We start from the raw sequence: 25,501 nt of genomic DNA, 5'->3' as shown, positions 1-25,501 counted from the left end.
TGGAGATCAGTTGATGATTTACGAAGGTAAAGCCATCACGGTTAAGGCTCTTGAGAGCGGCATCGTCGAATTGAATTTCGACCTCAAGGGTGAGTCCGTCAACAAGTTCAATCGCCTCACCCTCAACGATCTGCGCCAGGCAGTCGACGCCATCAGGGCCGACGCTTCGGTCAACGGCGTTATCGTTACCAGCGGCAAGGACGTGTTCATTGTCGGTGCCGACATCACCGAGTTCGTCGATAACTTCAAGTTGTCGGATGAGGAGCTGGTAGCCGGCAACCTCGAAGCCAACAAGATCTTCAGTGATTTCGAAGACTTGGGCGTGCCCACGGTCGCTGCCATCAACGGCATCGCCTTGGGTGGCGGTTTCGAAATGTGCATGGCGGCTGACTATCGCGTCATGTCGACCAACGCCAAGGTCGGTCTGCCGGAAGTCAAGCTGGGCATCTACCCGGGCTTTGGCGGCACCGTTCGCCTGCCGCGCCTGATCGGCGTCGATAACGCCGTCGAGTGGATTGCATCCGGCAAGGAAAACCGCGCCGACGACGCACTCAAGGTTCGAGCCGTCGACGCCGTGGTTGCTCCAGAGCAGCTACAAGCCGCCGCGCTGGATCTGGTCAAGCGCGCCATCTCCGGCGAGCTGGATTACAAGGCCAAGCGTCAGCCGAAGCTGGACAAGCTCAAGCTCAATGCCATCGAGCAGATGATGGCCTTCGAAACCGCCAAGGGGTTCGTTGCTGGTCAGGCCGGCCCGAACTACCCAGCACCGGTCGAAGCGATCAAGACTATCCAGAAAGCCGCCAACTTCGGCCGTGACAAGGCCATCGAAGTCGAGGCTGCTGGCTTCGTCAAGCTGGCCAAGACCTCGGTTGCGCAGAGCCTGGTGGGGCTGTTCCTCAGCGATCAGGAACTGAAGAAAAAAGCCAAGGCCTATGACAAGCAGGCCCGTGATGTGAAGCTGGCCGCCGTGCTCGGCGCTGGCATCATGGGTGGCGGTATTGCCTATCAGTCGGCTGTCAAAGGCACGCCGATCCTGATGAAGGATATCCGCGAAGACGGCATCCAGATGGGCCTGAACGAGGCATCCAAGCTGCTCGGCAAGCGCGTCGAGAAGGGCCGCCTGACCCCGGCCAAGATGGCCGAAGCGCTCAATGCGATCCGTCCGACCATGTCCTACGGTGACTTCGGTCACGTCGACATCGTAGTCGAGGCGGTGGTCGAGAACCCGAAGATCAAGCAGTCGGTGCTGGCTGAAGTCGAAGGACTGGTGCGTGATGACGCGATCATCGCGTCGAACACTTCCACCATCTCCATCAGCTATCTGGCCCAGGCGCTCAAGCGTCCGGAAAACTTCTGCGGCATGCACTTCTTCAACCCGGTGCACATGATGCCGCTGGTGGAAGTAATTCGCGGTGAGAAGACCAGCGAAACCGCCATCGCCACCACCGTTGCCTACGCCAAGAAGATGGGCAAGAGCCCGGTCGTGGTCAATGATTGCCCGGGCTTCTTGGTCAATCGCGTGCTGTTCCCATATTTCGGCGGCTTCGCCCGCGCCATCGCCCACGGTGTCGACTTCGTGCGTGCCGATAAAGTGATGGAAAAGTTCGGCTGGCCCATGGGCCCGGCCTACCTGATGGATGTTGTCGGCATGGACACTGGCCACCATGGTCGTGACGTGATGGCCGAAGGCTTCCCGGATCGCATGAAGGACGACACCAAGACAGCAGTCGATGTCATGTACGAGGCCAACCGCCTCGGTCAGAAGAACGGCAAGGGCTTCTACGCTTACGAGATGGACAAGACGGGCAAGCCGAAGAAGGTTGTCGATTCCCAGGCCTACGAGCTGCTCAAGCCAATCGTCAGCGAGACCCGCGAGCTTTCCGACGAGGACATCATCAACTACATGATGATCCCGCTGTGCCTGGAAACCGTCCGCTGCCTGGAAGACAAGATCGTTGAGACCGCCGCCGAGGCCGATATGGGCCTGATCTATGGCATCGGCTTCCCGCCCTTCCGTGGTGGTGCACTGCGCTACATCGATTCGATCGGTGTCGCCGAGTTCGTGGCGCTGGCCGACAAGTACGCCGACCTGGGCCCGCTGTACCACCCGACTGCGAAGCTGCGTGAGATGGCTGCCAATGGCCAGAGCTTCTACGGTTAATCGAGCGAGAGTGAAGATATGAGCCTTAATCCGAGAGACGTCGTCATTGTCGACTTCGGCCGTACCCCGATGGGTCGTTCCAAGGGCGGCATGCACCGCAACACCCGCGCCGAGACCATGTCCGCGCAGCTGATCGACGGTTTGTTGGCACGCAACGCCAAGGTTGATCCGGCCGAAGTGGAAGATGTGATCTGGGGTTGCGTCAACCAGACCCTAGAGCAGGGCTGGAACATCGCCCGCATGGCGTCGCTGATGACCCGTATCCCACACACCAGTGCCGCGCAAACCGTCAGTCGTCTGTGCGGCTCGTCCATGAGCGCGCTGCACACTGCTGCTCAGGCGATCATGACCGGTAACGGTGATGTCTTCGTCGTGGGTGGTGTCGAGCACATGGGCCACGTCGGCATGATGCATGGCGTCGACCCGAACCCGCAGCTGTCCCTGTACGCCGCCAAGGCGTCTGGCATGATGGGCCTGACCGCCGAGATGCTGGGCAAGATGCATGGCATCACGCGCGAGCAGCAGGACGCCTTCGGTGAGCGTTCGCATCGTCTAGCGCACAAAGCCACCGTCGACGGCCTCTTCAAGGATGAAATCATCCCCATGGAAGGCTACGACGAGAACGGTTTCCTCAAGGTCTTCGACTACGATGAAACCATTCGCCCCGAAACCACACTCAAGAGCCTGGCCGCGCTCAAGCCGGCGTTCAACCCGAAGGGTGGCACCGTCACTGCGGGAACGTCCTCGCAGATCACCGATGGCGCATCGTGCATGATCGTCATGTCGGCGCAGCGTGCGCAGGACCTGGGCATCCAGCCGATGGCGGTGATTCGCTCCATGGCGCTGGCGGGTGTTGATCCGGCGATCATGGGCTACGGTCCGGTACCTGCGACCCAGAAGGCGCTCAAGCGTGCCGGTCTGACCATGGATGACATTGACTACGTCGAGCTTAACGAAGCCTTCGCCGCCCAGGCACTGCCTGTGCTAAAGGATCTGAAACTGCTCGATAAGATGGAGCAAAAGGTCAACCTGCATGGCGGCGCCATTGCGCTGGGTCACCCGTTCGGTTGCTCGGGAGCACGTATTTCCGGCACCCTGCTGAACGTGATGAAGCAGAACGGCGGTACCCTCGGCGTGTCCACGATGTGTATCGGCTTGGGTCAAGGTATCACCACGGTGTTCGAACGCGTCTAAGCTGTTCGGTGACACGGAAACCGGGGCCCTGTGCCCCGGTTTTCATTTTGTTGGATACGTTTTTTTCAGAGGCAATCGAAATGCAGGTCACGCCAGGCCGTTATCGTCATTACAAGGGCCCCGAGTATCGGGTTTATGCGGTTGCCCGGCATTCCGAAACGGAAGAACCGGTGGTCTTCTATCAGGCGCTGTACGGGGATTTCGGCCTTTGGGTGCGACCGCTCTCGATGTTTACTGAAACAGTAGAGGTCGACGGGGAAACGCTTCCCCGTTTCGCCCTGATCGAAGCCGAACCCAGCCGTTTTTAAGGGCTGCCTGGGCAAGCTGGCTTAACCCTTGCGCTTGACCTCGACTCCATCGCCACTATATATAGCGGTGCTTTCGGGTCGAGTGAGATGATTTCACTTGGTTTCGGACAGTAAAACCCCCGCCGGGCAGCAGGCTGCCAAAGAAATTGTCGTGGGTTCGAAAGATTTCCGGAGCAATTGAATGCTCTTGGCAGTCCCGTAAAAAAGGCTGCTTCGCTTCTTTCTGGCAGACTGGGCGTTTTCGACGTCCGGCGACTGTCGGTTCAATATTCTCAGTTCACCTCTCGATTCAGGAACTCTCCTCTCCATGGGTAAATCGCTGGTCATCGTGGAATCACCGGCCAAGGCCAAGACAATCAACAAGTATTTGGGCAACCAGTACGTGGTGAAGTCGAGTATCGGCCACATCCGCGACCTTCCTACCAGCGGTTCCGCGGCCCGCGAGCCGGCCAAACGTGGCAAGGCGGCCGCCGCCGAAGCGCCTGCGCTGTCGCCGAAAGAAAAAGCCAAGCGTCAGCTGTTCACTCGCATGGGGATCGATCCCGAGCAGGGCTGGAAGGCCAGGTACGAGATCCTACCGGGTAAGGAAAAGGTCATCGACGAATTGCGTCGTCTGGCCAAGGAAGCCGACACCATCTATCTCGCGACCGACTTGGATAGAGAGGGGGAGGCCATCGCCTGGCACCTGCGTGAGTCCATCGGCGGCGACGACAGCCGCTACAAGCGCGTGGTGTTCAACGAGATCACCAAGAAAGCGATCCAGGAAGCCTTCTCAAAACCAGGCGATCTGGATATCAACCGAGTCAACGCACAGCAGGCGCGACGTTTCCTTGATCGAGTCGTTGGCTACATGGTGTCGCCGCTGCTGTGGCAGAAGATTGCGCGCGGCCTGTCGGCTGGCCGTGTGCAGTCGGTTGCGGTGAAGTTGGTCGTCGAGCGTGAGCGGGAGATCCGCGCCTTCGTTCCGGAAGAGTACTGGGAAGTTCATGCTGACCTGGCCACGGCCGAAAACGCCAAAGTGCGCTTCGAGGTCGCACGCGAGAACGGCGAGGCGTTCAAGCCGTTGAACGAAGGGCATGCCATGGCCGCGCTGGAGCAGCTGAAAGGCGCCGGCTACAGCGTGACCAAGCGTGAGGACAAGCCGACCAGCAGCAAGCCATCAGCTCCGTTCATCACGTCGACCCTGCAACAGGCGGCGAGCAATCGTCTCGGCTTCGGGGTGAAGAAGACCATGATGATGGCCCAGCGCCTCTATGAGGCTGGCTATATCACCTACATGCGTACCGATTCGACCAACCTTTCGGCGGACGCCCTGGGCATGGTGCGCGGCTTCATCGAGGATGAGTTCGGCAATAAGTACCTGCCCGAAAAGCCCAACTTTTATTCGAGCAAGGAGGGTGCCCAGGAGGCGCACGAGGCGATCCGTCCGTCCGACGTCAATCTGCGGCCGACCCAGCTGTCCGGCATGGAGCGCGATGCCGAGCGCCTCTACGATCTCATCTGGCGTCAGTTCGTGGCCTGCCAGATGCCGCCGGCGCAGTATCTGTCGACCAGCGTTACCGTCACCGCCGGCAATTTCGAGTTGCGCGCCAAGGGTCGCATTCTCAAATTCGACGGTTACACCAAGGTCATGCCGCAGCAGAGCAAGAGCGGTGAGGATGATGTGCTTCCGGAAATGAACAAGGGCGACGGGATGAAGCTCATCAAGCTTGACCCGAGCCAGCATTTCACCAAGCCGCCGGCGCGCTACTCAGAAGCGAGCCTGGTCAAGGAGATGGAAAAACGAGGTATTGGTCGTCCGTCGACCTATGCGGCGATCATTTCGACGATCCAAGATCGCGGTTACGTTTCCTTGCACAACCGCCGTTTCTACTCCGAGAAGATGGGCGACATCGTCACCGAGCGCCTCTCGGAAAGCTTCAACAACCTGATGGACTACGGTTTCACCGCTGGCATGGAGGAGAACCTCGACGACGTCGCCCAGGGCGAGCGTGAATGGAAACACGTACTCGATGAGTTCTACGGTGACTTCAAGAAGAAGCTTGAGGTGGCCGAGGCCAGTGATAACGGGATGCGCGCCAACCAGCCGACCTTGACCGATATTCCCTGCAAGGTTTGCGGTCGGCCGATGATGATTCGCACGGCGTCTACCGGTGTGTTCCTCGGTTGCTCCGGCTATAGCCTGCCGCCGAAAGAGCGCTGCAAGTCCACCGTCAACCTGATTCCGGGCGATGAAATCGCGGCCGATGATGAGGGTGAATCTGAATCGCGTGTGCTGCTTGGCAAACATCGTTGCCCGATCTGCAGCACGGCGATGGACGCCTATCTGCTGGACGAAACCCACAAGCTGCATATCTGTGGCAACAACCCCGATTGCACTGGCTACGAGATCGAGGAGGGCCAGTACCGCATCAAGGGTTATGAAGGCCCGAGCCTCGAGTGCGACAAGTGTGGCAGTGAAATGCAGCTCAAGACCGGCCGCTTCGGCAAGTTCTTTGGCTGTACCAACGCCGACTGCAAGAATACACGCAAGCTGCTCAGGAGCGGTGAGGCGGCGCCGCCGAAGATGGATGCGGTGAAGATGCCCGAACTCAAATGTGAAAAAGTCGACGATACTTACGTATTGCGCGACGGTGCATCTGGGTTGTTCCTCGCTGCCAGCCAATTCCCGAAGAACCGCGAAACCCGCGCGCCGCTTGTGCGGGAGCTGATCCCGCACAAGGATGAGATCGATCCGAAGTATCACTTTCTGCTGAGTGCGCCGCAGAAGGATGCGGAAGGCCGCCCAGCGGTTATCCGCTTCAGCCGCAAGACCAAGGAGCAGTACGTGCAGACTGAGGTCAACGGCAAGCCGACTGGCTGGAAGGCTTTCTTCGATGGCAGCAAATGGAAGGTAGAAGACAAGAGCACCGGTAAATAAGCGGCAGCGTCGGGTTGAAGTCAGTAGGCTACTGCACTGGCTTCGACTCGCAGCGTTTCAACTCTTGGGAGAGCATCTCCATGGCTCATGAGCTTTACACCCGAACCAATCAGAAAATCTATTTCGCCGGACTCGCGCTCGAAAGTTGGCGACGGGCCGAAGAAAAAAGTGCGCTAAATGCGCCGGGTCTGATCCAGGCGGAGCGAGAGGCCAGCCTTTTTCATCTGTATGGCGCACTGCTTGGCCTCTGCCACGAGATTGCCGGTTACTACCGCCTGCCTGGGGCCAGCGCGCCGCGTCCGGAACTGCTGCTGATGCGTTCGCCGCAGAATTTATCGCCGAGTCCGGAGCTGGCTGAGTTGATCGAACTGGCCGAACACCCCGAGACCTGGCTGGCGCAGCTACTAAAGGCGCATGCCGCGCTATTCGAGCCGCCACGCGCGCCGGCCAGAGCCAAGGCCGATCCCGCCATGCCATTGATCGAAGCGATCAGCGTAGCTGACGAAGCGCCAGCGCTGACACGTGAAGAGGTAGAATCCTGGCGGCGTAACCTGAAGGATCTCGCCTTGCGCTTCCGTGAATCGCTTACTGAATGGTAAGCGTCAAAGCGGATAGTTCTTCGCGGCTTGGGTTGCTTCAAACCTGATGCTTGAGCCGCAATACCAAGGCGAGGCCTCCCAGAATCGCGAGCCCAGCGATTACCAATCGGCCGGTTAGGGTTTCCCCCAGCAGCAAACTTCCCGCCAGCGCTGTGAGAAGCGGTACGCTCAATTGCACGCTGGCCGCCTGTATGGCTGCCAGACCGGGCAATGCGGCATACCAGATGGCGTAGCCGATACCGGACGTCAGGCCACCAGACAAAAGCGCATAGATCACCCCAGCGGTGTCCCACTCGAGCCAGCTCAACGCCAGCAGGCAAAGCACAGCCATGATCGGCAGGGTGCGAATGAAATTGCCAGCGGTCGCGGCCAGCGGGTCCGGTGTTCCTTTTCCCAATAGCGAGTACGCGCCCCAGGCGATACCTGAAAGCACCATCAACAACGAGGCCGATACAGAGGGTGTGCTCGTGCCGGGCAGCAGCAGTGCGAGCAATCCACCTGCAGCCAGCACCAGCCCGACTATCTGCAAGCGATGCAGCCGCTCCCCTTTTAGCAATCCCCAAGTGATCATGCTCAACTGCACGGCGCCGAACAGCAATAACGCTCCGGCGCCGGCATCGAGGTGCAGATAGGCATAGGAGAAGGCTGCCGCGTAGATGAAGAGGGCGAGGGCGCCGTACCAGTTCCCGGATGCTGCCGAGGGCCCCTTTCGCAGGTAGAGCAGCAGCCACAGCGTCAATGCTCCAGAGAGCAGACGCAGCGCAGTGAAACTGGTCGGGTCAATCTGGCTATCGCGCAGTGCCGCGCGGCAAAGTAGCGAGTTCCCCGCAAAAGCGAGCATGGCCAACACTGTCAGCATTAGGGTTCTTGCTGTCATCTCGAAGATCCTTGAGGCTAGCCGCCCTGTCTGCCATCCGGGCCGCGGTAGGACGCCATCCTACTGCGCCGTTGCGCATCGCCGCACCTGCTTCTGCATCTACGGTCAGAACGGTATGCGACACGGTTCCTCACTCAAGGAAGCCAGGGCTGTCGATAAGCCGGTCGGCTGGTACAATGCACCGTTTCACGGGGAGCAGATTCATGCCAACGTCTTTTCTGGAAATTGTCGAGCTACCCGACGGCAGTATTGTGCTGCGTCGCGCTGAGGATGAAGGCGTACTGGTCACGCTGGATTTCTCTGACGATGCCAAGGTGTTCCTGCAAGGTCAGCATGTCGAAATCGCCAAGGCGATGTTCAATGTCGGCGTGCAGATGGCGGGGCGAGTATCTGAAGGGGAATTCGAGCGGGAAGAAGAGGGCGCGCGCGTACTGCATTAATGCGGGGGGCTGGTCGCCTTTGTGGCGGCCGGGTGGCACTTCCATATGCCGATAGATCGATATCAGTTTCCCAGGCGAATGTTCAGGCTTTGCGCGTTGCCCTGAGCGGCCGCTACGCGGAGTTTCAGTCGGCTAGCCTTGTCGAGCCGTGGGAACCAGGTGATGACGGTATGGCTGCAGCCTGACATCAGCGCCTTGCATGCCAATTCAAGTACACCCTGGATTTCACGAGCCTGCAACAGCAGAATGCGGTCGCGGTTGAGCCCGGTTTCGCGCAGCCAGCTTTGCGAAAGCATTGCAGGCGGCGCGATCAGTGTCAGCCAGCGTGTATCGGCCGCCTCGCTGAACTCACGCAGAATGGGCGCGAGCAATTGGCGGCAATGATCACCGCTGCCGCTTAAAGCCATTTCGCTTAGGCAATCATCGGCAGGTTGCGGGGCGCGAGCGACGTCTGCGAACGGTGCCAGGCGATGGGCGATCAGGCCTTCAAACAAGGAAAGCTGTGGTGGTTTGCCTGCCGTGGGTTGGGGTTGGTACTGCATGAACCTCTCCTTAGCGGCGAATCACGCCGACACTCAAACCTTCAATAACCAGTTCCTGTTGCTCAAGATCCACTTCAATGGGCGAGAACTCGGGGTTTTCGGCAAGCAGCCAGACCTTGCTCCCTTCACGCTTGAAGCGTTTTACGGTTACTTCATCGTCAATTCGGGCTACCACTACCTGACCGTTGCGGGCTTCACGCGTGGTATGGACGGCAAGCAGATCGCCATCGAATATACCGATATCCTTCATACTCATGCCCTGGACACGCAGTAAGTAATCGGCCTTCGGCTGGAAAAATGAAGGATTGATCTGGCAAGAGTCCTCGACGTTCTGTTGCGCAAGAATTGGCGCGCCAGCAGCGACTCGACCAATGACTGGTAACCCGCTCTCTTCGGTGACCGGTTCGAAGCCTGGAATACGTATCCCGCGCGAGGCGCCGGGCGTCATCTCGATAGCCCCTTTGTTGGCCAATGCCCTAAGGTGCTCCTCGGCGGCATTGGGCGACTTGAAACCCAGCTCTTGAGCGATCTCCGCGCGCGTTGGCGGATAGCCATTCTCTTCCAGGCAGCGCTTGATGAGGGCAAGGATTTCCGACTGGCGAGGGGTCAGCTTGATCATGAGTGGTCTCTGTTCTTTTATACAGTGACTGGGATTATATACAGTGTCTTGTGCTTGGCAATCCTTGTTTGGTTGAGGGGCGGGCCGGCTTGATGCAAGCTCTGGTGAGCGAAAAGGCGTTCAGGCGCTTTCAAGGTTGACTTGAAGTAGTTTGAAACGTAAGTTTCAAACGGGTGTTTGTCAGGGGAGGGGGCATGGCGCAGTCTGAAACAGTCGAGCGTATTCTTGATGCAGCGGAACAACTATTCGCTGAGAAAGGCTTCGCCGAGACATCGCTGCGCCTGATCACCAGCAAGGCCGGGGTGAATCTGGCGGCAGTGAACTATCACTTCGGCTCGAAAAAGGCCCTTATTCAGGCAGTCTTCTCGCGCTTTCTCGGTCCGTTCTGCATGAGTCTCGAGCGGGAGCTGGACAGGCGTGAAGCGCTGTCCGACAGGAAGGAAAGCCTTGAAGAGCTGTTGGATATTCTTGTCGAGCAGGCGTTAGCGGTGACGCCACGTAGCGGCGACGACCTGTCTATTTTCATGCGCCTGCTGGGCCTTTCCTTCAGCCAGAGCCAGGGCCATCTGCGCCGTTACCTTGAAGATATGTACGGCAAGGTTTTCCGCCGTTACATGCTGCGTGTTCATGAGGCCGCTCCGTCGATCCCGCCGATCGAGCTGTTTTGGCGCGTGCACTTCATGCTTGGCGCTGCGGCGTTCAGCATGTCAGGTATCAAAGCGCTGAGGGCTATCGCTGAGAATGATTTCGGCGCCAGGACTTCCATCGAGCAGGTCATGCGCATGATGGTCCCTTTCCTGGCCGCCGGTATGCGCGCGGATTCTGGCGTGGCGGATCCAAGCCTGGCCCAAGCGCATCCGATTGCTCGACGCAACGCATTGGCGATGCCTGCCAAGGGTTGAGGTGCATGGTCAGGGGCTGATCGGCTAAGCTTGCCCCCATGTCTGATCTCGATTTTCTTCATATATCCATTGCCGACCAGCTGCTCTACGGGTTCTCCGATGGCAGGCTGTGTGTCCGGCTGCCGGTATCTACCGCTCGTAACGGTGCAGGCGAACAAAACGGTTCCGGCTGCACACCGCGTGGCCGCCATCAGGTCCGTGCGCGAATTGGTGAGGGACTGCCTGTTGGGGCCGTTCTGCGTGGCCGACGCTGGACCGGTGAAGTCTGGAATCGGGAGTTGCACGTACGATTCCCCGGGCGCGACTGGATCCTGACTCGGATTCTCTGGCTCAGCGGTTGCGAGCCCGGGTACAACCGAATGGGCGCGGTCGACACCTTTCGCCGTTATATCTATTTGCACGGCACACCCGATTCGGAACCCATGGGTGTCCCGCTTTCCCATGGCTGCATCAGGCTGCGCAATGCCGACTTGCTCGATCTTTTTCCGCGGGTGCCGGCTGGCTGCGCCGTGCTGATAGGCGAAGCGGCATGCCCGGACTGGTCGAGCGCAACACTGAATTAAGGATCTACTCATCATCATGCAAGGTTCATTGATGCTGGACATCGCCGGCACCTGGCTGACCGCCGAGGATCGCCAGTTGCTGCGCCAGCCGGAAGTAGGCGGGCTGATTCTGTTTGCCCGCAATATCGAAAGCGTCCTCCAAGTGCAGGCGCTCTGTCGCGCGATTCGAGCTGTACGGCCCGACATTCTGCTGGCTGTCGATCAAGAGGGTGGGCGTGTTCAGCGGCTGCGGCGTGATTTCGTCCGCTTGCCGGCGATGCGCGAGTTTGCCTCGCATGTCGATGCCCAGGGGTTGGCTGAGGTTTGCGGATGGGTGATGGCCACTGAAGTACTGGCGGTTGGGCTGGACTTCAGCTTCGCGCCAGTGCTCGACCTCGATCATCAGCGCAGCGCGGTGGTTGGTTCCCGCGCATTCGAAGGTGATCCGCAGCGTGCGACCGAACTGGCCGGTGCCTTTATCAAGGGCATGCACAGCGCCGGAATGGCCGCCACGGGCAAGCATTTCCCAGGTCATGGCTGGGCGGAAGCCGATTCGCATGTCGCGATTCCGGTTGACGAGCGCGGAATGGACGAGTTGCGCAGCCATGATCTGATTCCGTTCCAACAGCTGGCGAGCCAGCTCGATGCGGTGATGCCAGCGCATGTGATCTATCCGCAGGTGGACGACAAGCCGGCCGGTTTTTCCCCGCGGTGGTTGCAGGATATCCTGCGCAAGGAGCTGGGTTTCCGCGGCGTGATCTTCAGCGATGACTTGTCGATGGCCGGTGCGCATGTCGCGGGCGACGCGGCGAGCCGCATCGAAGCGGCGTTAACGGCGGGCTGCGACATGGGGCTGGTGTGCAACGACCGGGGGGCCGCCGAGTTGGCGCTGTCGGCATTGCAGCGTCTCGGTGCGCAGCCATCGCCGACGCTCGCAAAGATGCGCAATCGCGCGTCGGGCTCGCTGGAATATAAGCAGGATCCGCGTTGGCGCGCATCCATCGCCGCGCTCAAAGCAGCCGAACTGATCGTTTGACCAAGGAAACAGAAGATGACTGTCCATGCCATTATCGGCGGCACCGGCCTCACCGAGCTGCCGGGGCTCGCGCTGCATGAAGCTGTACCCATGGAAACGCCATACGGCCCACCGTCTGCAGATATCCTGCGCGGCACCTACGCGGGCCGAGACGTACTGTTTATGGCCCGTCACGGCCATCCGCACCGCATTCCGCCACATCAGGTGAACTATCGCGCCAACCTCTGGGCGCTCAGGGAAGCAGGAGCACAGTCGATCATCGCCGTGAACGCCGTCGGCGGCATTCACTCGGCAATGGGCGCTGGGCATCTGTGCGTACCGCATCAGCTTATCGATTACACCTACGGCCGCGAGCACACCTTCTTCGAGGGTGATATCGAGCACGTCACCCATATCGATTTCAGCTATCCCTATGACGAGCCGCTGCGCCAACGTCTGATTGCCGGTCTGGCAGCCGAAGGCTATCTGTTCAGCAGTCATGGTGTTTATGGCTGTACTCAAGGACCGAGGCTGGAAACGGTTGCTGAGATTGCCCGAATGGAGCGTGATGGTTGCGACATCGTCGGGATGACCGGCATGCCTGAGGCGGTTCTCGCCCGTGAACTCGAGCTGCCGTATGCCTGCCTGGCGCTGGTCGTCAATCCAGCCGCTGGCAAAACAACCGGCATCATCACCATGGCGGAAATCGAGGCGGCATTGGCAGAAGGAATCGTCAAGACGCGGGCGGTGCTGGCGCGAGCGCTTGCTGGTTGAAAAGGGCGCGGCTGGCGGCTGCTTGAGAAAGGGAAGCCATTGCGCGGCGGAGGCGGTTATGGTTTCTGCGGGCAGCAACGCCAGCCGTAGCAAAGACGTAGCAGGGACGTGCTAATTTCGCCACAACCCATTGCAGCCGATCCGCCGCTTGCTACACTTGGCCGTCCTTTGGAGTACCGGAATGCTTTGCCACGCACCTATAAGAAGAATATCGAGAGTAGTGGTTTTGCTGGGGCTGCTATCCGGCCTTTCCGGTTGTTCGACCTGGTTCAGCAGTGATTTCCGGGATCCTCGCGTTCAGCTCACCGACGTGGAGATCATCAAGGCGAGGCTTCTCGAACAGCAGTTCATGCTGCGTTTTCGTATCGACAATCCCAATGAGCAAAGCCTACCGGTGCGTGGCCTGGTCTACACCGTTCATCTCAACGACATTGAACTGGCGAGCGGCGAGTCCAGTGGCTGGGCTACGGTGCCTGCTAATGGCTTCGATTACTACGAAGTCCCGATCCATACCAATCTCTGGCGGCACATGAAATACATCGTGCGGCTACTGGAAAAGCCGGACCGGCCAATCGCCTATCGTCTGGAAGGTGAGTTGAAAACGGGCCTGCTGCTTGGTCGGCGCGTGCACATCGCCACCAATGGCGAGATAATCCCCGGCAACTTTATCCCTGAGTAGGCAACACCGATGAACCATGAAACCCACGTGCACGGTCCTGATTGCAACCACGATCACGAACACGATCATGCAGATCAAGGGCACGTCCACGGCCCGCACTGCAACCATAGCCATGATCCGGTTCGCAATCCGCTGAAGGATGTCGGCCGGAATGATCCTTGCCCGTGCGGCAGTCAAAAAAAATTCAAGAAGTGCCACGGAGCTTGATCCGCCCATGACGCCCCTCGCCACAGTGCTGCTGATTTCCGCTCTACTGCTAATCGCAGCATTGGCCGGATATGCCCTGCATCTATGGCGCAGGGTTTGGCGCAGAGAGCAACAACTTGCCGACATGCAGGCGCAGCAGCATGCAGCCCTTGCGGCGGATCTGCGGGTGCTCGCCGGTAGCCTGCTCGATGAGCAGGTGCCCCTGATCGAGGGCGCGATCCGGATCAAGGTCCTGCTGGACAACTACGACTCGAACCTTGGCCAAGACCCGCGCTGCCAGGTCTTCCAGGTGCTCTTCGAGGCGACCGAGCAAGTGCCGACGCATGCTGCCTGGAAGGCATTGGATAAGAACGAGCGCCGTCGTCATGAAGCCAACTTCAGCGCGCTCGAACTGCAGCACAAGGCCGAGGCGCGCCGCTCCGCTCGCTGGCTGCTCGACGAAGTGCTGCCGAAAAACCGCCAAGCTGCCTGAGCGCGACGGCTTCGCATCACACCATCTATTCTCTCTACCTCGTAGTGCCCTGCCTGTAAGGAGCCGTTGATGTCTCTGCGTCTGCCGTTTGTTCTGGTTCGCCTGACCCTGGGCGCTGCATTGGTAGCCGGTGGCCTCGGCGGCTGTCAGGCCTATCTGGATAGCCGCTACAGCGACAGCCTGCCACCTGCGCAAGGCGTCCAGGCGATCACCGGCCTGGATAAGAGCGTGAGCATTCGACGCAATGCATTAGGGATGCCATTGATCGAGACGGCCACGTTTCATGATGCGCTATTCGGTCTGGGATACGTGCACGCCACCGATCGTCTAAGTCAAATGGTCAGCTTGCGTCTCTTGGCCGAAGGACGCCTGGCCGAGATGGCGGGACCTGGCGTGCTGGAGATCGACCGCTTCATGCGCGCCGCGAATCTTCGACAAAGCGCTGCGGTGCTGTATCGAGAAAGCTCGCCGCGGATGAAACGGTTTTTCGAGGTCTACGCGCGGGGCGTCAATGCGTATCTGTTCCGTCATCGGGACAAGTTACCAATGGATCTGGCCGCCGCCGGTTATACGCCTGAGTATTGGAAGGCTGAAGATTCGGTACTGGTGTTCTGTCTGCTGAATTTCGGCTTGGCGGTCAACCTTCAGGAAGAGATCGCCTCGCTGGCCATGGCTCAGATGGTCGGTAGCGACAAGCTCGCCTGGCTGCTACCCACCTATCCTGACGAGCCGCTGCCGTTCGGGGAGGCCGACAAGCTTAAAGAGCTGAAGCTGAGCGGCCAGATACCAGGGCTGACCGCGCTCGACAGTGCGGCCTCACAGGTGGCTTCGCTGAACATGCTTGGCGTCGCCGCTTCCAACAATTGGGCGATATCGGGCAGCAATACACGCAGTGGCAAGCCACTGATGGCCAACGATACGCACCTGCCGCTGTCGATGCCCTCGTACTGGAATTTCGTACAGATCCGCTCGCCCAAGTTCCAGGCCGCCGGGGTCACGATCGCTGGCGTGCCCGCGGTGGTGGCGGGCTTCAACGGTAAACTGGGCTGGGGCATGACCATGGTGATGGGCGATACTCAGGATCTGTTTCTAGAGCAGGTGCGCCGTGAAGGTGGACGCCTGCTGTATCTCGCTGATGGCAAGTGGGTGCCGGCTCGCGAGCGTCACGAGACCTTCTTCATCAAGGGCGCACGACCGGTTCGCGAGACCATCTACGAGACCCGTAATGGCCCGCTGCTGAACAGCGTGCTGGGCGAGCGCAAGCACCCCCTGCAACCGTTGCAACTGAGCAGCGGTTACGGGCTGGCGCTCAAAACGACGCAGTTCGAAGCCGACCGATCGCTGGATGCGTTTTTTGACCTGACCCGCGCTCAATCGGTGGATCAGGCGTTCGAGGCGACTCGCGATATCCGTGCCGCCGCGCTCAACATCGTATTTGCCGACCAGCAAAGCACTGGTTGGCAGGTGACAGGGCGCTACCCGAATCGTCGTGAAGGGGTGGGTCTGGTGCCGTCGCCGGGCTGGGACGGGCGATATGACTGGGATGGATACGCCGATCCCATGCTGCACCCCTATGATCAGGACCCCGCGCAAGGCTGGCTCGCGACGGCCAACCAGCGCACCGTGCCCAAGGGCTACGGTATGCAGCTGTCCAATTCCTGGTACTACCCGGAGCGCGCCGAGCGAATTGCGGAGCTGCTCGCACAGGGCAAGCAGGACAGCCGCAGCGTGATCGCGATGCAATACGATCAGACCACGACCTTCGCCGCCAAACTGCAAACCATGCTGCAGGCGCCCGGAATGGCTGAGTCGTTAAAAACCGCGATTGACGCGCTCGCCGAACCTGAGCGGGGCAGGGCGCGCGAGGCGCTTTCGATACTGCTGAGCTTCGATGGCAAGCTCGCCGCCGATTCAGGCGATGCCGCCGTGTATGAGGCATTTCTGATGGAATCGGCACGTCAGACCTTTCTCGATGAGTTGGGGCCGGACAGTAGCGCCGCGTGGAAGGCGCTGGTGGAAACCGCAAACGCCTCTTACTCGGCACAGGCGGATCATCTGCTTGGTCGCGACGACAGCCCGTTCTGGGATGATCTGAGCACGCCCCGCCAGGAAGATAAGCCCGCTATTCTGGCGCGTTCTCTGGCGGCGGCGATCAGCCGCATGGAAGCCGCCCAAGGCGCTGATCGCACTAGCTGGCGCTGGGGGAAACTGCATACCTATACGTGGCAGACGGGCACGACGCAGCTGGCACCCTACATGTCAGCCAGCCAGCGCACTGGCGTTAACGCAATCAGCAGCTATCTGGACCGCGGCCCGTACGCGGCGGGCGGCGATCACAGCACCTTGAACGTTTCGGCCTACCGCTGGGGCGATAACTTCGATAGCTGGTTGATCCCGGCAATGCGCATCATCGTCGACTTCGGGCGTGACGAGCCGATGATCGGGCTCAACAGTTCCGGTCAATCGGGCAACCCGGCGAGCCCGCACTACGCCGACGGTATCGAGGCCTGGCTGAAAGGCGGCTACGTGAGCTTCCCGTTCAAACCAGAGAATCTGGACAAGGTCTACGGCACCCAACGGCTGTTGCTCACCCCAGCACGTCAGTAGCTTCCGACCGGCTGGGGAGGGCAGTGCAGCAAGCTGGCGTTGCCCGAGCCTCAGTCAGTCGTTCTGACGCCAATCGAAATCCAATTGCCGGGCGGTGGCCTCGGCCAGCTCGCGGCCAGCGATTCGCTCGACCAGGTGCAGGCTCATGTCGATCCCGGCTGAGATGCCTGCCGATGTCACGTAACGGCCGGCATCGACCCATCGGCAGCCTTCGACGATCTTGAGCATCGGAAACATCGCTTTCAGCTCGGTGATGTCTTCCCAGTGTGTGGTTGCCTTATGGGCGTAAAGCACGTTGGCCTTGGCCAGGAGGAACGCGCCGGTGCAGACCGAGGCGGTGAGTCCGGCCTGAGCGGCGGTCTTCTCGATCCACTGCACGACCTCAGGGTTCTCCAGCTCGGCCGTTACAACACCGCCGGGAATAATCAGCAGGTCGATTGGCGGGTGGTTGGCGAAGTTGAAGTTGGGTTGCACCACCAGGCCGGCCCTGGCGCGCACCAGCCCCTTGCGTGCGGCGATGGTGGCGGTCGAGAAGGGCGGCGGCATCCCATCGCGAAGCGCTACCCGCGTAGCGGTGGTGAAGACTTCGTAGGGGCCTGCGAAGTCGAGTACCTCAACGTCTGGATAAAGGTAGATACCGACGGCTGTGGGCATGACGGTCACCTGTCCTGTTACGGTGTGTCGAAAAGACGCTGCATTCGATTCGTTGCGTGGGCGCCCTAAACAGGAGGCCCGGGAGACCGGCACTGGCACGGCACAGACTAGCCCTCTACCCGCAACACTTCCACTACCGTAATGGAAGCGGGGTCGGGGTAATGCCAGCGCACCTCGACGTCCCATAGGCGGGTGCCGTAGCGTCGCTCCGGTGCGGGCGCCTGGTAAGCCGGTCGCGGATCCTGCGCCAGACACTGTTCGATAAGCGCCTGCAGTGGCTCTTTCAGCCGCAGCGCTTCGCCGCGGGCCTGCTCCAAGCTTGTCTCGGTCCAGCGCACGGCGATGAGTTCCGGTGTGTTGTTGGCCAGGCCATTGCGCGCGTCGGCGACCGCATCGGCGTAGGGAACGTAAGGCTTGATATCCAGCACCGGCGTGCCGTCCAGTAGATCGATCCCCGACAGGTGTAGGCGGCCGGGCTCGATCCGTTCGAGCCTGACTACCGACTGGCCGATGCCGTTGGGCCGGTGCGTCGAGCGCGTCGCAAAGACGCCCACCATGCGGTTCCCGCCGAGACGTGGTGGGCGTACCCGTAAACGTGGCTCGGCTTCCAGGGCTTGGTGGAAGAGAAACAACAGCCAGACATGGCTGACCTGCTCGAGGCCGTCCAGCGCATGGGCCTGATCGAAGGGTGGAATCAGTTCGAGTACACCCCGTGCAGCGGGCGCCAATTGCGGCTGTCGCGGAATTGCGAACTTCTCCTTGAAACAGGAGCGGACGAAGCCAATGGGCGAAACGGAATAGGACATGCTTGCCGTTGTGGTGTGAAAGCGTGGGTAGCCATCTTACCTGCTGCTGTGGCGAGGTACGCCTTCGTTAGCGCGGCACTGATCGAAACATGAATGCAGCAGGCCGGGCCGGTAGCAGGTGTTTGCGATGGGAATCATGCGTTTCTGCAAGATGCTAACAAGTTCTATAGAATCGCCGCCTTTTTTGCAGAACATAGGCTATTTTTGAGTTGCCGCTGTTTCCCTCCAAAGCTTCGTGCGCCGTGCTACATGCCGGCCGACTCCGGCATACCACGGGGTATCGCCACTTGAGTTCAGGCAATCAAAGCGCCGCTCTTTCGGCAATCGAAACATAGCCTGCCGCAATCCATCGCACTGCGATGTCAAAAAAGCCAGAACAAGTTCAGGAGAAAGAACTGATGAACGAGGCTGAGCTCTCATCCGACAACACCGAGACATCACGAGACCGCATTAACCCAGTCGTTTTCTACAGCTCGGCAATAGCCATCGTGCTATTCGCGATCTGGACCATCGTTTTCAAGGAGTCCTCCCTTTCGGTCATCAACACCGTGCTGGGCTGGATTTCAAACACGTTCGGCTGGTTCTATTTTCTTGCCGTGCTGGTGTATCTGCTGTTCGTGGTCGTTATCGCCACCAGTCGCTACGGCAAGATCAGGCTTGGGCCTGATCACTCCAAGCCCGAGTTCAACGTCGTCACCTGGGCCGCCATGCTGTTCTCGGCAGGGATCGGCATCGACCTGCTGTTTTTCTGCATTGCCGAGCCCATCACTCAGTTCCTCGATCCACCGGTAGGCGAGGGCGGTACCGCTCAGGCGGCGCGTCACGCAATGGAGCTGACGTTCCTTCATTGGGGCCTGTCCGGTTGGGGTGTGTATACGCTGGTGGGCATGTCGCTGGCCTATTTCAGTTTTCGCCAGGGTCTGCCCCTGTCGATTCGTTCGTCGCTCTATCCGATTTTCGGTAAAGGCATCTACGGGCCCATCGGACATACCGTCGACACCGCCGCCGTGCTGGGAACAGTGTTCGGCATCGCCACCAGTCTAGGCATCGGTATCATCCAGCTGAATTTCGGTTTGAACTACATTTTCGGCGTGCCGGAAGGCACCTTGACCCAGGCGGTACTGGTCGTGCTGATCGTCGTGTTTTCGGCAATATCGGCTGCGACAGGGGTGGAGCGCGGCATCCGCCGGCTGTCCGAGTTCAATATGCTGCTGGCGGTGCTGTTGCTGCTTTTCGTGTTGTTCGCCGGGCAAACCACCTTCCTGCTCAATGCATTGGTGATGAACATCGGAGACTACTTCTCCAACTTCATCAGCCTGTCGTTCGATACCTACGCCTATGATCAGCCCACCGATTGGCTGAATGCCTGGACCGTTTTCTTCTGGGCCTGGTGGATCGCGTGGGGGCCCTTCGTCGGGCTGTTCCTCGCGCGTATCTCACGGGGTCGGACCATTCGCGAATTCGTAGTTGGTACCTTGCTGTTGCCGCTGGCCTTCATGATGGCCTGGATGTCGATCATGGGTAACAGCGCCATCGACATGGTCATGAACGGCGCAGTCGAGTTCGGCGCGCAAGCGGTGAGCAATCCAGGCTCCTCAATCTATCTGTTCCTTCAGAGCCTGCCCTGGGCTGGCTTGACGACTGCGGTAGCGACCGTTCTGGCGATCGTGTTCTTCGTCACGTCCGGTGACTCGGGCTCGTTGGTGCTATCCAACTTCACCTCGATTCTCAGGGACGTCAACAGCGATGCGCCGGTTTGGATGCGGGTTCTCTGGGCCGCCATCATCGGGGTGCTGACATTAGCGCTGCTGCTCGCCGGCGGCTTGACGGCACTGCAGGGGACCGTGGTGATCATGGGACTTCCATTCTCCATCGTCCTGCTATTCATGATGGTCGGCTTGTTCAAAGCGCTGCATGTCGAAGGAGAGATGGCGGACAGTATCCAGAAGAGTCTTCCTGGGCAGTTGTCCGGCCGCGCGACGCTGGAACATGCACACATGAACTGGAGCCAGCGGCTCTCGCGTGCGATGAGCTTTCCCAGCCAGTCGCAGATCCGCCGCTATCTGCACGAGGTATGCAAGCCGGCCATGGAGGAAATCCGCCAGGCGCTCGGTGAAAAGGGCGTGCCGGTGGAAATCATCGAGGGCGAGGCTGGCAACGAGCATCTGATCCTCAACGTCAATCTCGGCAGCGAGCAGGATTTTACCTATCAGATCTGGCCGGTGCGCGGCTCCATGCCTTCGTTTGCCGTACGGACCCAGAGCAGCCGTGCCCACTACTACCGCCTCGAAGTGCACCTGCGCCAGGGGAGTCTCGGCTACGACCTGATGGGCTACTCCAAACGGCAGCTGATCGAAGACATTCTCGATCACTACGAACACCACATGCAGTTCCTGCATCTGCAGCGCGAGAAAGGCACCCTGGCCGGTGATATATCCGAACCGGGCGCTGCCCCTGGCGCCAGCTGACGTAGTCACGGCGGGCCTACAGGTTCGTCCGTGGCTCCCCAACCCGTGGCAGCGGCCCACCCGGTCGCTGCCATCCGGACAACGAAAGAGGTAAATCATGGCCCGTTATCCACGGCAACAGCTCTATATCGATGGCGCCTATGTCAATGCCAGCGGTGGCGACGTGTTCGAAAGCGTCAATCCGGCCAACGGTGAGGTGCTCGCGGAGGTCGCTCAGGCAACCCGCGCCGATCTCGAACGTGCGGTCGCCAGCGCCGAGAACGGCCAGAAGATCTGGGCGGCACTGACCGGTATGGAGCGTTCTCGCATCATGCGCAAGGCGGTCGATCTGCTACGTGAGCGCAACGACGAACTGGCGCTGCTGGAAACCCTGGACACCGGCAAGCCGCTGATGGAAACCCGCAGCGTCGATATCGTCACCGGTGCCGACGTGCTCGAGTACTACGCCGGCCTCGCACCCGCCATCGAAGGTGAGCAGATCCCGCTGCGCGACACCAGTTTCGTCTATACCCGGCGTGAACCGCTCGGCGTGGTGGCCGGGATCGGCGCGTGGAACTATCCGATCCAGATCGCCCTGTGGAAGGCTGCGCCGGCATTGGCTGCTGGTAACGCGATGATCTTCAAACCCAGTGAAGTGACCTCGCTGAGCGCGCTCAAGCTTGCCGAGATCTTCACCGAGGCAGGGCTGCCAGCGGGCGTGTTCAACGTACTGACCGGCACCGGTGCCGAGATCGGCGCCATGCTCACCGAGCACCCGCGCATCGCCAAGGTGTCTTTCACCGGTGGCGTGGCGACGGGCAAGAAAGTCATGGCCAGCGCTGCCAGTTCTTCGCTGAAGGACGTGACCATGGAACTGGGCGGCAAGTCGCCGCTGATCGTCTGCGAAGACGCCGATCTGAATCGCGCGGCGGATATAGCCGTGATGGCCAACTTCTTCAGCTCCGGACAGGTCTGCACCAATGGCACCCGTGTCTTCGTGCCGCGCACGCTGCTCGGCGAGTTCGAGGCCAAGCTGCTGGAGCGGGTCAAGCGCATCCGCATGGGCGATCCGCAGGATGAGCAGACCACCTTCGGACCCATGGTCAGCTTCGGCCATATGCAGAACGTGCTGGGCTACATCGCCAAGGGCAAGGCGCAGGGTGCGCGCCTGCTGTGTGGTGGTGAACGGGTGACCAGCGGAGAGTTCGGCCGGGGCGCCTACATCGAGCCGACCATCTTCAGCGACTGTACCGACGACATGATCATCGCCTGCGAAGAAATCTTCGGCCCGGTACTGAGCCTGCTGCCCTATGACGACGAAGAGGAAGCGGTGCGCCGCGCCAATGACAGCGACTATGGCCTGGCGGCTGGTGTGGTGACACCTGATCTGGTGCGCGCCCACCGCATCATTCATCAAATGGAAGCCGGGATCTGCTGGATCAACACCTGGGGTGAGTCGGCCGCGCAAATGCCGGTTGGCGGCTACAAGCAGTCCGGCGTCGGGCGCGAGAACGGTATTTCTTCGCTCGCGCATTACACGCGTTTGAAGTCCGTACAGGTGGAACTGGGCGAATTCGCCTCGGTTTTCTAAGCCGCCCGAAGAGGCAAGGGGCGGCGATGCGTTCGCGCTGGCCTGCGCAACAGGAGGATTCATGGAGTACGACTACATCATCATCGGCGCCGGCTCGGCCGGGAATACGCTAGCGGCACGCCTCACCGAGGACGCAGGCGTCAGCGTCCTGCTGCTCGAGGCCGGTGGCCCCGACTATCGCCTGGATTTTCGCACCCAGATGCCCGCCGCGCTGGCCTATCCGCTGCAAGGCACGCGCTACAACTGGGCCTACAAGACCGATCCGGAACCGCACATGAACAACCGCCGCATGGATTGCGGTCGCGGCAAGGGGCTCGGCGGCTCGTCGCTGATCAATGGCATGTGTTACATCCGTGGCAATGCGCTGGATTATGACAATTGGGCGACGATGCCGGGGCTCGAGGATTGGAGCTATCTCGATTGCCTGCCGTACTTCCGCAAGGCCGAATCCCGCGACATCGGGCCCAACGACTATCACGGCGGTGACGGCCCGGTCAGCGTGACCACGCCCAAGCCCGGCAACAACGTGCTGTTCCATGCCATGGTCGAGGCCGGCGTGCAGGCCGGTTATCCGAAGACCGAAGACCTCAACGGTTACCAGCAAGAGGGCTTCGGCCCCATGGACCGTACGGTTACGCCGAACGGGCGTCGCGCCAGTACCGCTCGGGGTTATCTCGATCAGGCCAAGGATCGCCCGAATCTGACAATCGTCACCCACGCCGTGACCGACCGTGTGCTGTTCGAGAACAAGCGGGCGGTGGGGGTAAAATACCTGCGTGGGCGCGAACAGCCTACGATTGCTCGGGCTCGCCGCGAAGTACTGCTGTGCGGCGGCGCCATCGCCTCGCCGCAAATACTGCAGCGCTCCGGCGTCGGACCGGCAGCGCTGCTCCGGGACCTGAACATCGAAATCGTTCACGATCTGCCAGGGGTCGGGCAAAACCTGCAAGACCACCTGGAAATGTACCTGCAGTACGAATGCAAGCAGCCGGTCTCGCTGTACCCCGCATTGAAGTGGTGGAACCAGCCAGCGATCGGTGCCGAGTGGCTGTTTCTCGGCTCCGGAATCGGTGCGAGCAACCAGTTCGAGGCAGGCGGTTTCATTCGCAGTCGCGACGAGTTCGAGTGGCCGAACATCCAATTCCACTTCCTGCCGGTCGCGGTGAGCTACAACGGCAGCAACGCCCATGACGGCCACAGTTTCCAGGCGCACGTGGGCTCGATGCGCTCCCCCAGCCGCGGGCGGATCCAGATCCGTTCGACCGACCCGCAGGTCGATCCCAGCATCCTGTTCAACTACATGTCCCATGAGCAGGATTGGCAGGAGTTTCGCGACGGTATTCGCCTGACGCGCGAGATCATTGGCCAACCTGCGCTCGACTCTTATCGCGGCAAAGAGCTCAGCCCGGGGGCACAAGCGCAGAGCGATGCGGAGTTGGATGCCTTCGTCCGCGAACATGCGGAGACGGCATATCACCCGTCATGCTCGTGCAAAATGGGTACGGACGAGATGGCGGTGGTTGACGGGCAGGGCCGCGTGCATGGGGTAGAGGGATTACGCGTGGTGGATGCTTCGATCATGCCGCAGATCATCACTGGCAACCTCAACGCCACCACCATCATGATCGCCGAAAAGATCGCCAATCGGATTCGTGGGCAACAACCGCTGCCACGCAGCACTGCGGCGTATTACGTGGCCAATGGTGCTCCGGTGCGGCAGTCGCCACAGCGCAGCTGAGGCAGCACCGGAGGGCCCGGCTTCCTGGTTGCGTAGTGCCTGGCGTTACCGCTCGACGGGGTCCGTCACCTCGCGCAGTGCCTGTGCCGCATCGATGGCCCGGGGAAAGCCGGCCGTAACGGTGGTGAGGTAGATCACTTCCTTCAGCTCGTCGCGCGTGACGCCGAGCCGGAGCGCATAGCCGGCATGCACTTTCAGTTGCGGCAGATTGCCCTGCGCGGCGAAGGCGGCGATGGCTGCCACTTGCCGGGTGCGATCGTCCAGTCCGGTGCGTCCCCAGACATCGCCCAAGGCGTAGTCGGTGATCCCATCGGCGAGAAAGGGATAATCCTGCCGCAAGGCATCGAGCACCGGTTGCCCGGCGCCGCCGGACAGATGGTTCAGGACCTTCAGGCCGGGCTCCTGCCGTTCGCTGCCGACAGCACCCAGCGAGGCGAGCATGAGCGGCCCGAGTATTCCCAGCCAGGCGGCGATCAGTATGTTTTCGGTACGAATTTGCATAGCGATGGCCTCAGAAAGGGCTGGCGGTAGGGCGCACGATCAACTCGCTGACGTCGACATCGGCTGGCTGCTCGATGGCATAGGCGATGGCGCGGGCGATGGCATCGGCCGGGATGGCGATGCGGCGGAAATCGTCCATGACCGCGCGGGCGTTATCGTCTGAGATGCTCTCGGCCAATTCCGACTCGGTCACGCCGGGGGATACCAGGGTGACGCGAATGTCGCCGCCGACCTCTTGGCGCAATCCTTCGGAGATCGCCCGCACCGCATATTTGGTCGCGCAGTAAACCGCAGCAGTGGGACTGACCGCATAGGCGCCAATGGAGGCGATATTGATGAACTGGCCCGAGCGCTGGCGCTGCATCAGCGGCAGGCCGGCGGCGATTCCATGCAGCACGCCGCGAATGTTCACGTCGATCATGCGGTCCCATTCCGCGACTTTCAGGGCGTCGAGCCTTGAGAGCGGCATCACCCCGGCATTGTTGATGATCACATCGATGCGACCGTAACGTCGCTCGGCGAAGTCGACGAAGGCCTGGGTGTCCTCGCGGCTGGTCACATCCAGCGTGCGGCAGGTGGCGACGCCGCCGGCCTCATTGATGCTCGCGGCTAGGCGCTCCAGCCGTTCCAGCCGGCGCGCACCTAATACGACGGTTGCACCCCGCGCGGCCAGCAGGCGCGCTGTTGCTTCGCCGATGCCGCTGCTGGCGCCGGTGATCAGTACGATTTTTTCGTTGATGCTCGACATGTAGGTGTCCTCCGCTGGGTCATTCGTCGGCGCCGGTGGTGCCGTGAGATGAATGGTGGGGCGGAGGCGGCGGATGGTGTTATGTCGATCCTGCCGAGTGCTTGCCTGATTCTGGCTGGGAGCGGTTTACCGGACGCTAGCTTAGCGGCGTCCGACGC

At 60.5% G+C, this 25,501-nt stretch carries 24 protein-coding genes; 17 read left to right on the top strand and 7 right to left on the bottom strand.

From position 1 onward, the window contains the following. Positions 1–13 precede the first annotated feature (13 nt). The 5 genes from fadB to H3028_RS08380 all read left to right on the top strand — a co-directional run bounded on the left by fadB (position 14) and on the right by H3028_RS08380 (position 7,182). Positions 14–2,161, top strand: a complete 2,148-nt coding sequence (fadB, locus tag H3028_RS08400; protein WP_181296589.1) for a fatty acid oxidation complex subunit alpha FadB — start codon at positions 14–16, stop codon at positions 2,159–2,161. Positions 2,162–2,179: 18 nt separating this feature from the next. Beyond that, complete coding sequence (gene fadA / locus H3028_RS08395; RefSeq protein ID WP_181296588.1) at positions 2,180–3,355, top strand: acetyl-CoA C-acyltransferase FadA; 1,176 nt, start codon at positions 2,180–2,182, stop codon at positions 3,353–3,355. A gap of 80 nt (positions 3,356–3,435) precedes the next feature. Continuing rightward, on the top strand, positions 3,436–3,663 hold the full coding sequence (locus H3028_RS08390; RefSeq protein WP_021210141.1) for a DUF1653 domain-containing protein: 228 nt from the start codon (positions 3,436–3,438) through the stop codon (positions 3,661–3,663). A 307-nt stretch (positions 3,664–3,970) separates the two neighbouring features. Further along, the gene (gene topA, locus H3028_RS08385; RefSeq protein ID WP_181296587.1) at positions 3,971–6,583 is read left to right on the top strand and encodes a type I DNA topoisomerase; all 2,613 of its coding nucleotides are present in this window, start codon (positions 3,971–3,973) and stop codon (positions 6,581–6,583) included. Between the two features lie 80 nt (positions 6,584–6,663). Further along, positions 6,664–7,182, top strand: coding sequence for a DUF6586 family protein (locus H3028_RS08380; protein ID WP_181296586.1), 519 nt, complete (start codon positions 6,664–6,666; stop codon positions 7,180–7,182). Between the two features lie 37 nt (positions 7,183–7,219). Here H3028_RS08380 and H3028_RS08375 read toward each other — a convergent pair whose 3' ends face one another. Then, entirely contained in the window at positions 7,220–8,059 is an 840-nt protein-coding gene (locus H3028_RS08375) for a DMT family transporter (protein WP_181296585.1), read from the bottom strand. 203 nt (positions 8,060–8,262) lie between these two features. Here H3028_RS08375 and H3028_RS08370 point away from each other — a divergent pair, with 203 nt between their 5' ends. Then, positions 8,263–8,499, top strand: a complete 237-nt coding sequence (locus H3028_RS08370; protein ID WP_181296584.1) for a hypothetical protein — start codon at positions 8,263–8,265, stop codon at positions 8,497–8,499. Positions 8,500–8,561: 62 nt separating this feature from the next. Here H3028_RS08370 and sulA read toward each other — a convergent pair whose 3' ends face one another. Continuing rightward, positions 8,562–9,041, bottom strand: a complete 480-nt coding sequence (gene sulA, locus H3028_RS08365) for an SOS-induced cell division inhibitor SulA (protein WP_181296583.1) — start codon at positions 9,039–9,041, stop codon at positions 8,562–8,564. Positions 9,042–9,051: 10 nt separating this feature from the next. Then, positions 9,052–9,660, bottom strand: a complete 609-nt coding sequence (lexA, locus tag H3028_RS08360) for a transcriptional repressor LexA (protein WP_181296582.1) — start codon at positions 9,658–9,660, stop codon at positions 9,052–9,054. A 194-nt stretch (positions 9,661–9,854) separates the two neighbouring features. Between lexA and H3028_RS08355 the strand changes: the two genes are divergently transcribed. The 8 genes from H3028_RS08355 (at position 9,855) to H3028_RS08320 (ending at position 16,858) form a co-directional block, all read left to right on the top strand. After that, complete coding sequence (locus H3028_RS08355; RefSeq protein WP_181296581.1) at positions 9,855–10,562, top strand: TetR/AcrR family transcriptional regulator; 708 nt, start codon at positions 9,855–9,857, stop codon at positions 10,560–10,562. A 38-nt stretch (positions 10,563–10,600) separates the two neighbouring features. Beyond that, positions 10,601–11,125, top strand: a complete 525-nt coding sequence (locus tag H3028_RS08350; RefSeq protein ID WP_181296580.1) for a L,D-transpeptidase — start codon at positions 10,601–10,603, stop codon at positions 11,123–11,125. A gap of 16 nt (positions 11,126–11,141) precedes the next feature. Next, entirely contained in the window at positions 11,142–12,140 is a 999-nt protein-coding gene (nagZ, locus tag H3028_RS08345) for a beta-N-acetylhexosaminidase (RefSeq protein ID WP_181296579.1), read from the top strand. 15 nt (positions 12,141–12,155) lie between these two features. After that, positions 12,156–12,893, top strand: a complete 738-nt coding sequence (locus tag H3028_RS08340) for an S-methyl-5'-thioinosine phosphorylase (protein WP_181296578.1) — start codon at positions 12,156–12,158, stop codon at positions 12,891–12,893. Positions 12,894–13,074: 181 nt separating this feature from the next. Continuing rightward, positions 13,075–13,572 carry an LEA type 2 family protein gene (locus H3028_RS08335; RefSeq protein WP_181296577.1) on the top strand — a complete coding sequence of 166 codons (498 nt, stop codon included), beginning with the start codon at positions 13,075–13,077 and terminating at the stop codon, positions 13,570–13,572. 9 nt (positions 13,573–13,581) lie between these two features. Beyond that, entirely contained in the window at positions 13,582–13,779 is a 198-nt protein-coding gene (locus H3028_RS08330; protein WP_181296576.1) for an SEC-C metal-binding domain-containing protein, read from the top strand. A 7-nt stretch (positions 13,780–13,786) separates the two neighbouring features. Then, complete coding sequence (locus tag H3028_RS08325) at positions 13,787–14,251, top strand: DUF2489 domain-containing protein (protein WP_181296575.1); 465 nt, start codon at positions 13,787–13,789, stop codon at positions 14,249–14,251. A 69-nt stretch (positions 14,252–14,320) separates the two neighbouring features. Further along, positions 14,321–16,858, top strand: a complete 2,538-nt coding sequence (locus tag H3028_RS08320; protein ID WP_181296574.1) for a penicillin acylase family protein — start codon at positions 14,321–14,323, stop codon at positions 16,856–16,858. A gap of 54 nt (positions 16,859–16,912) precedes the next feature. Here H3028_RS08320 and H3028_RS08315 read toward each other — a convergent pair whose 3' ends face one another. Together H3028_RS08315 and tsaA are read right to left on the bottom strand one after the other, a co-directional pair. After that, positions 16,913–17,512, bottom strand: coding sequence for a DJ-1/PfpI family protein (locus tag H3028_RS08315; RefSeq protein ID WP_181296573.1), 600 nt, complete (start codon positions 17,510–17,512; stop codon positions 16,913–16,915). Between the two features lie 107 nt (positions 17,513–17,619). After that, entirely contained in the window at positions 17,620–18,318 is a 699-nt protein-coding gene (gene tsaA / locus H3028_RS08310; RefSeq protein ID WP_181296572.1) for a tRNA (N6-threonylcarbamoyladenosine(37)-N6)-methyltransferase TrmO, read from the bottom strand. 398 nt (positions 18,319–18,716) lie between these two features. Here tsaA and betT point away from each other — a divergent pair, with 398 nt between their 5' ends. The 3 genes from betT to betA all read left to right on the top strand — a co-directional run bounded on the left by betT (position 18,717) and on the right by betA (position 24,094). Then, positions 18,717–20,786, top strand: coding sequence for a choline BCCT transporter BetT (gene betT / locus H3028_RS08305; RefSeq protein WP_181296571.1), 2,070 nt, complete (start codon positions 18,717–18,719; stop codon positions 20,784–20,786). 97 nt (positions 20,787–20,883) lie between these two features. Next, entirely contained in the window at positions 20,884–22,356 is a 1,473-nt protein-coding gene (gene betB, locus H3028_RS08300) for a betaine-aldehyde dehydrogenase (RefSeq protein ID WP_181296570.1), read from the top strand. 61 nt (positions 22,357–22,417) lie between these two features. Beyond that, positions 22,418–24,094, top strand: coding sequence for a choline dehydrogenase (gene betA / locus H3028_RS08295; RefSeq protein ID WP_181296569.1), 1,677 nt, complete (start codon positions 22,418–22,420; stop codon positions 24,092–24,094). A gap of 45 nt (positions 24,095–24,139) precedes the next feature. Here the strand turns inward: betA and H3028_RS08290 are convergent, their stop codons facing one another. Both H3028_RS08290 and H3028_RS08285 read right to left on the bottom strand, forming a co-directional pair. Further along, entirely contained in the window at positions 24,140–24,595 is a 456-nt protein-coding gene (locus tag H3028_RS08290) for a carboxymuconolactone decarboxylase family protein (protein ID WP_181296568.1), read from the bottom strand. Between the two features lie 10 nt (positions 24,596–24,605). Then, positions 24,606–25,343: an SDR family oxidoreductase gene (locus H3028_RS08285; RefSeq protein WP_181296567.1), complete on the bottom strand. Its 738-nt coding sequence runs from the start codon at positions 25,341–25,343 to the stop codon at positions 24,606–24,608. Positions 25,344–25,501: the final 158 nt, after the last annotated feature.

It is taken from the genome of Pseudomonas sp. Q2-TVG4-2 (assembly GCF_013620795.1).
Taxonomy (GTDB): domain Bacteria; phylum Pseudomonadota; class Gammaproteobacteria; order Pseudomonadales; family Pseudomonadaceae; genus Stutzerimonas.
This window is presented reverse-complemented; position numbering and strand designations above follow the sequence as displayed.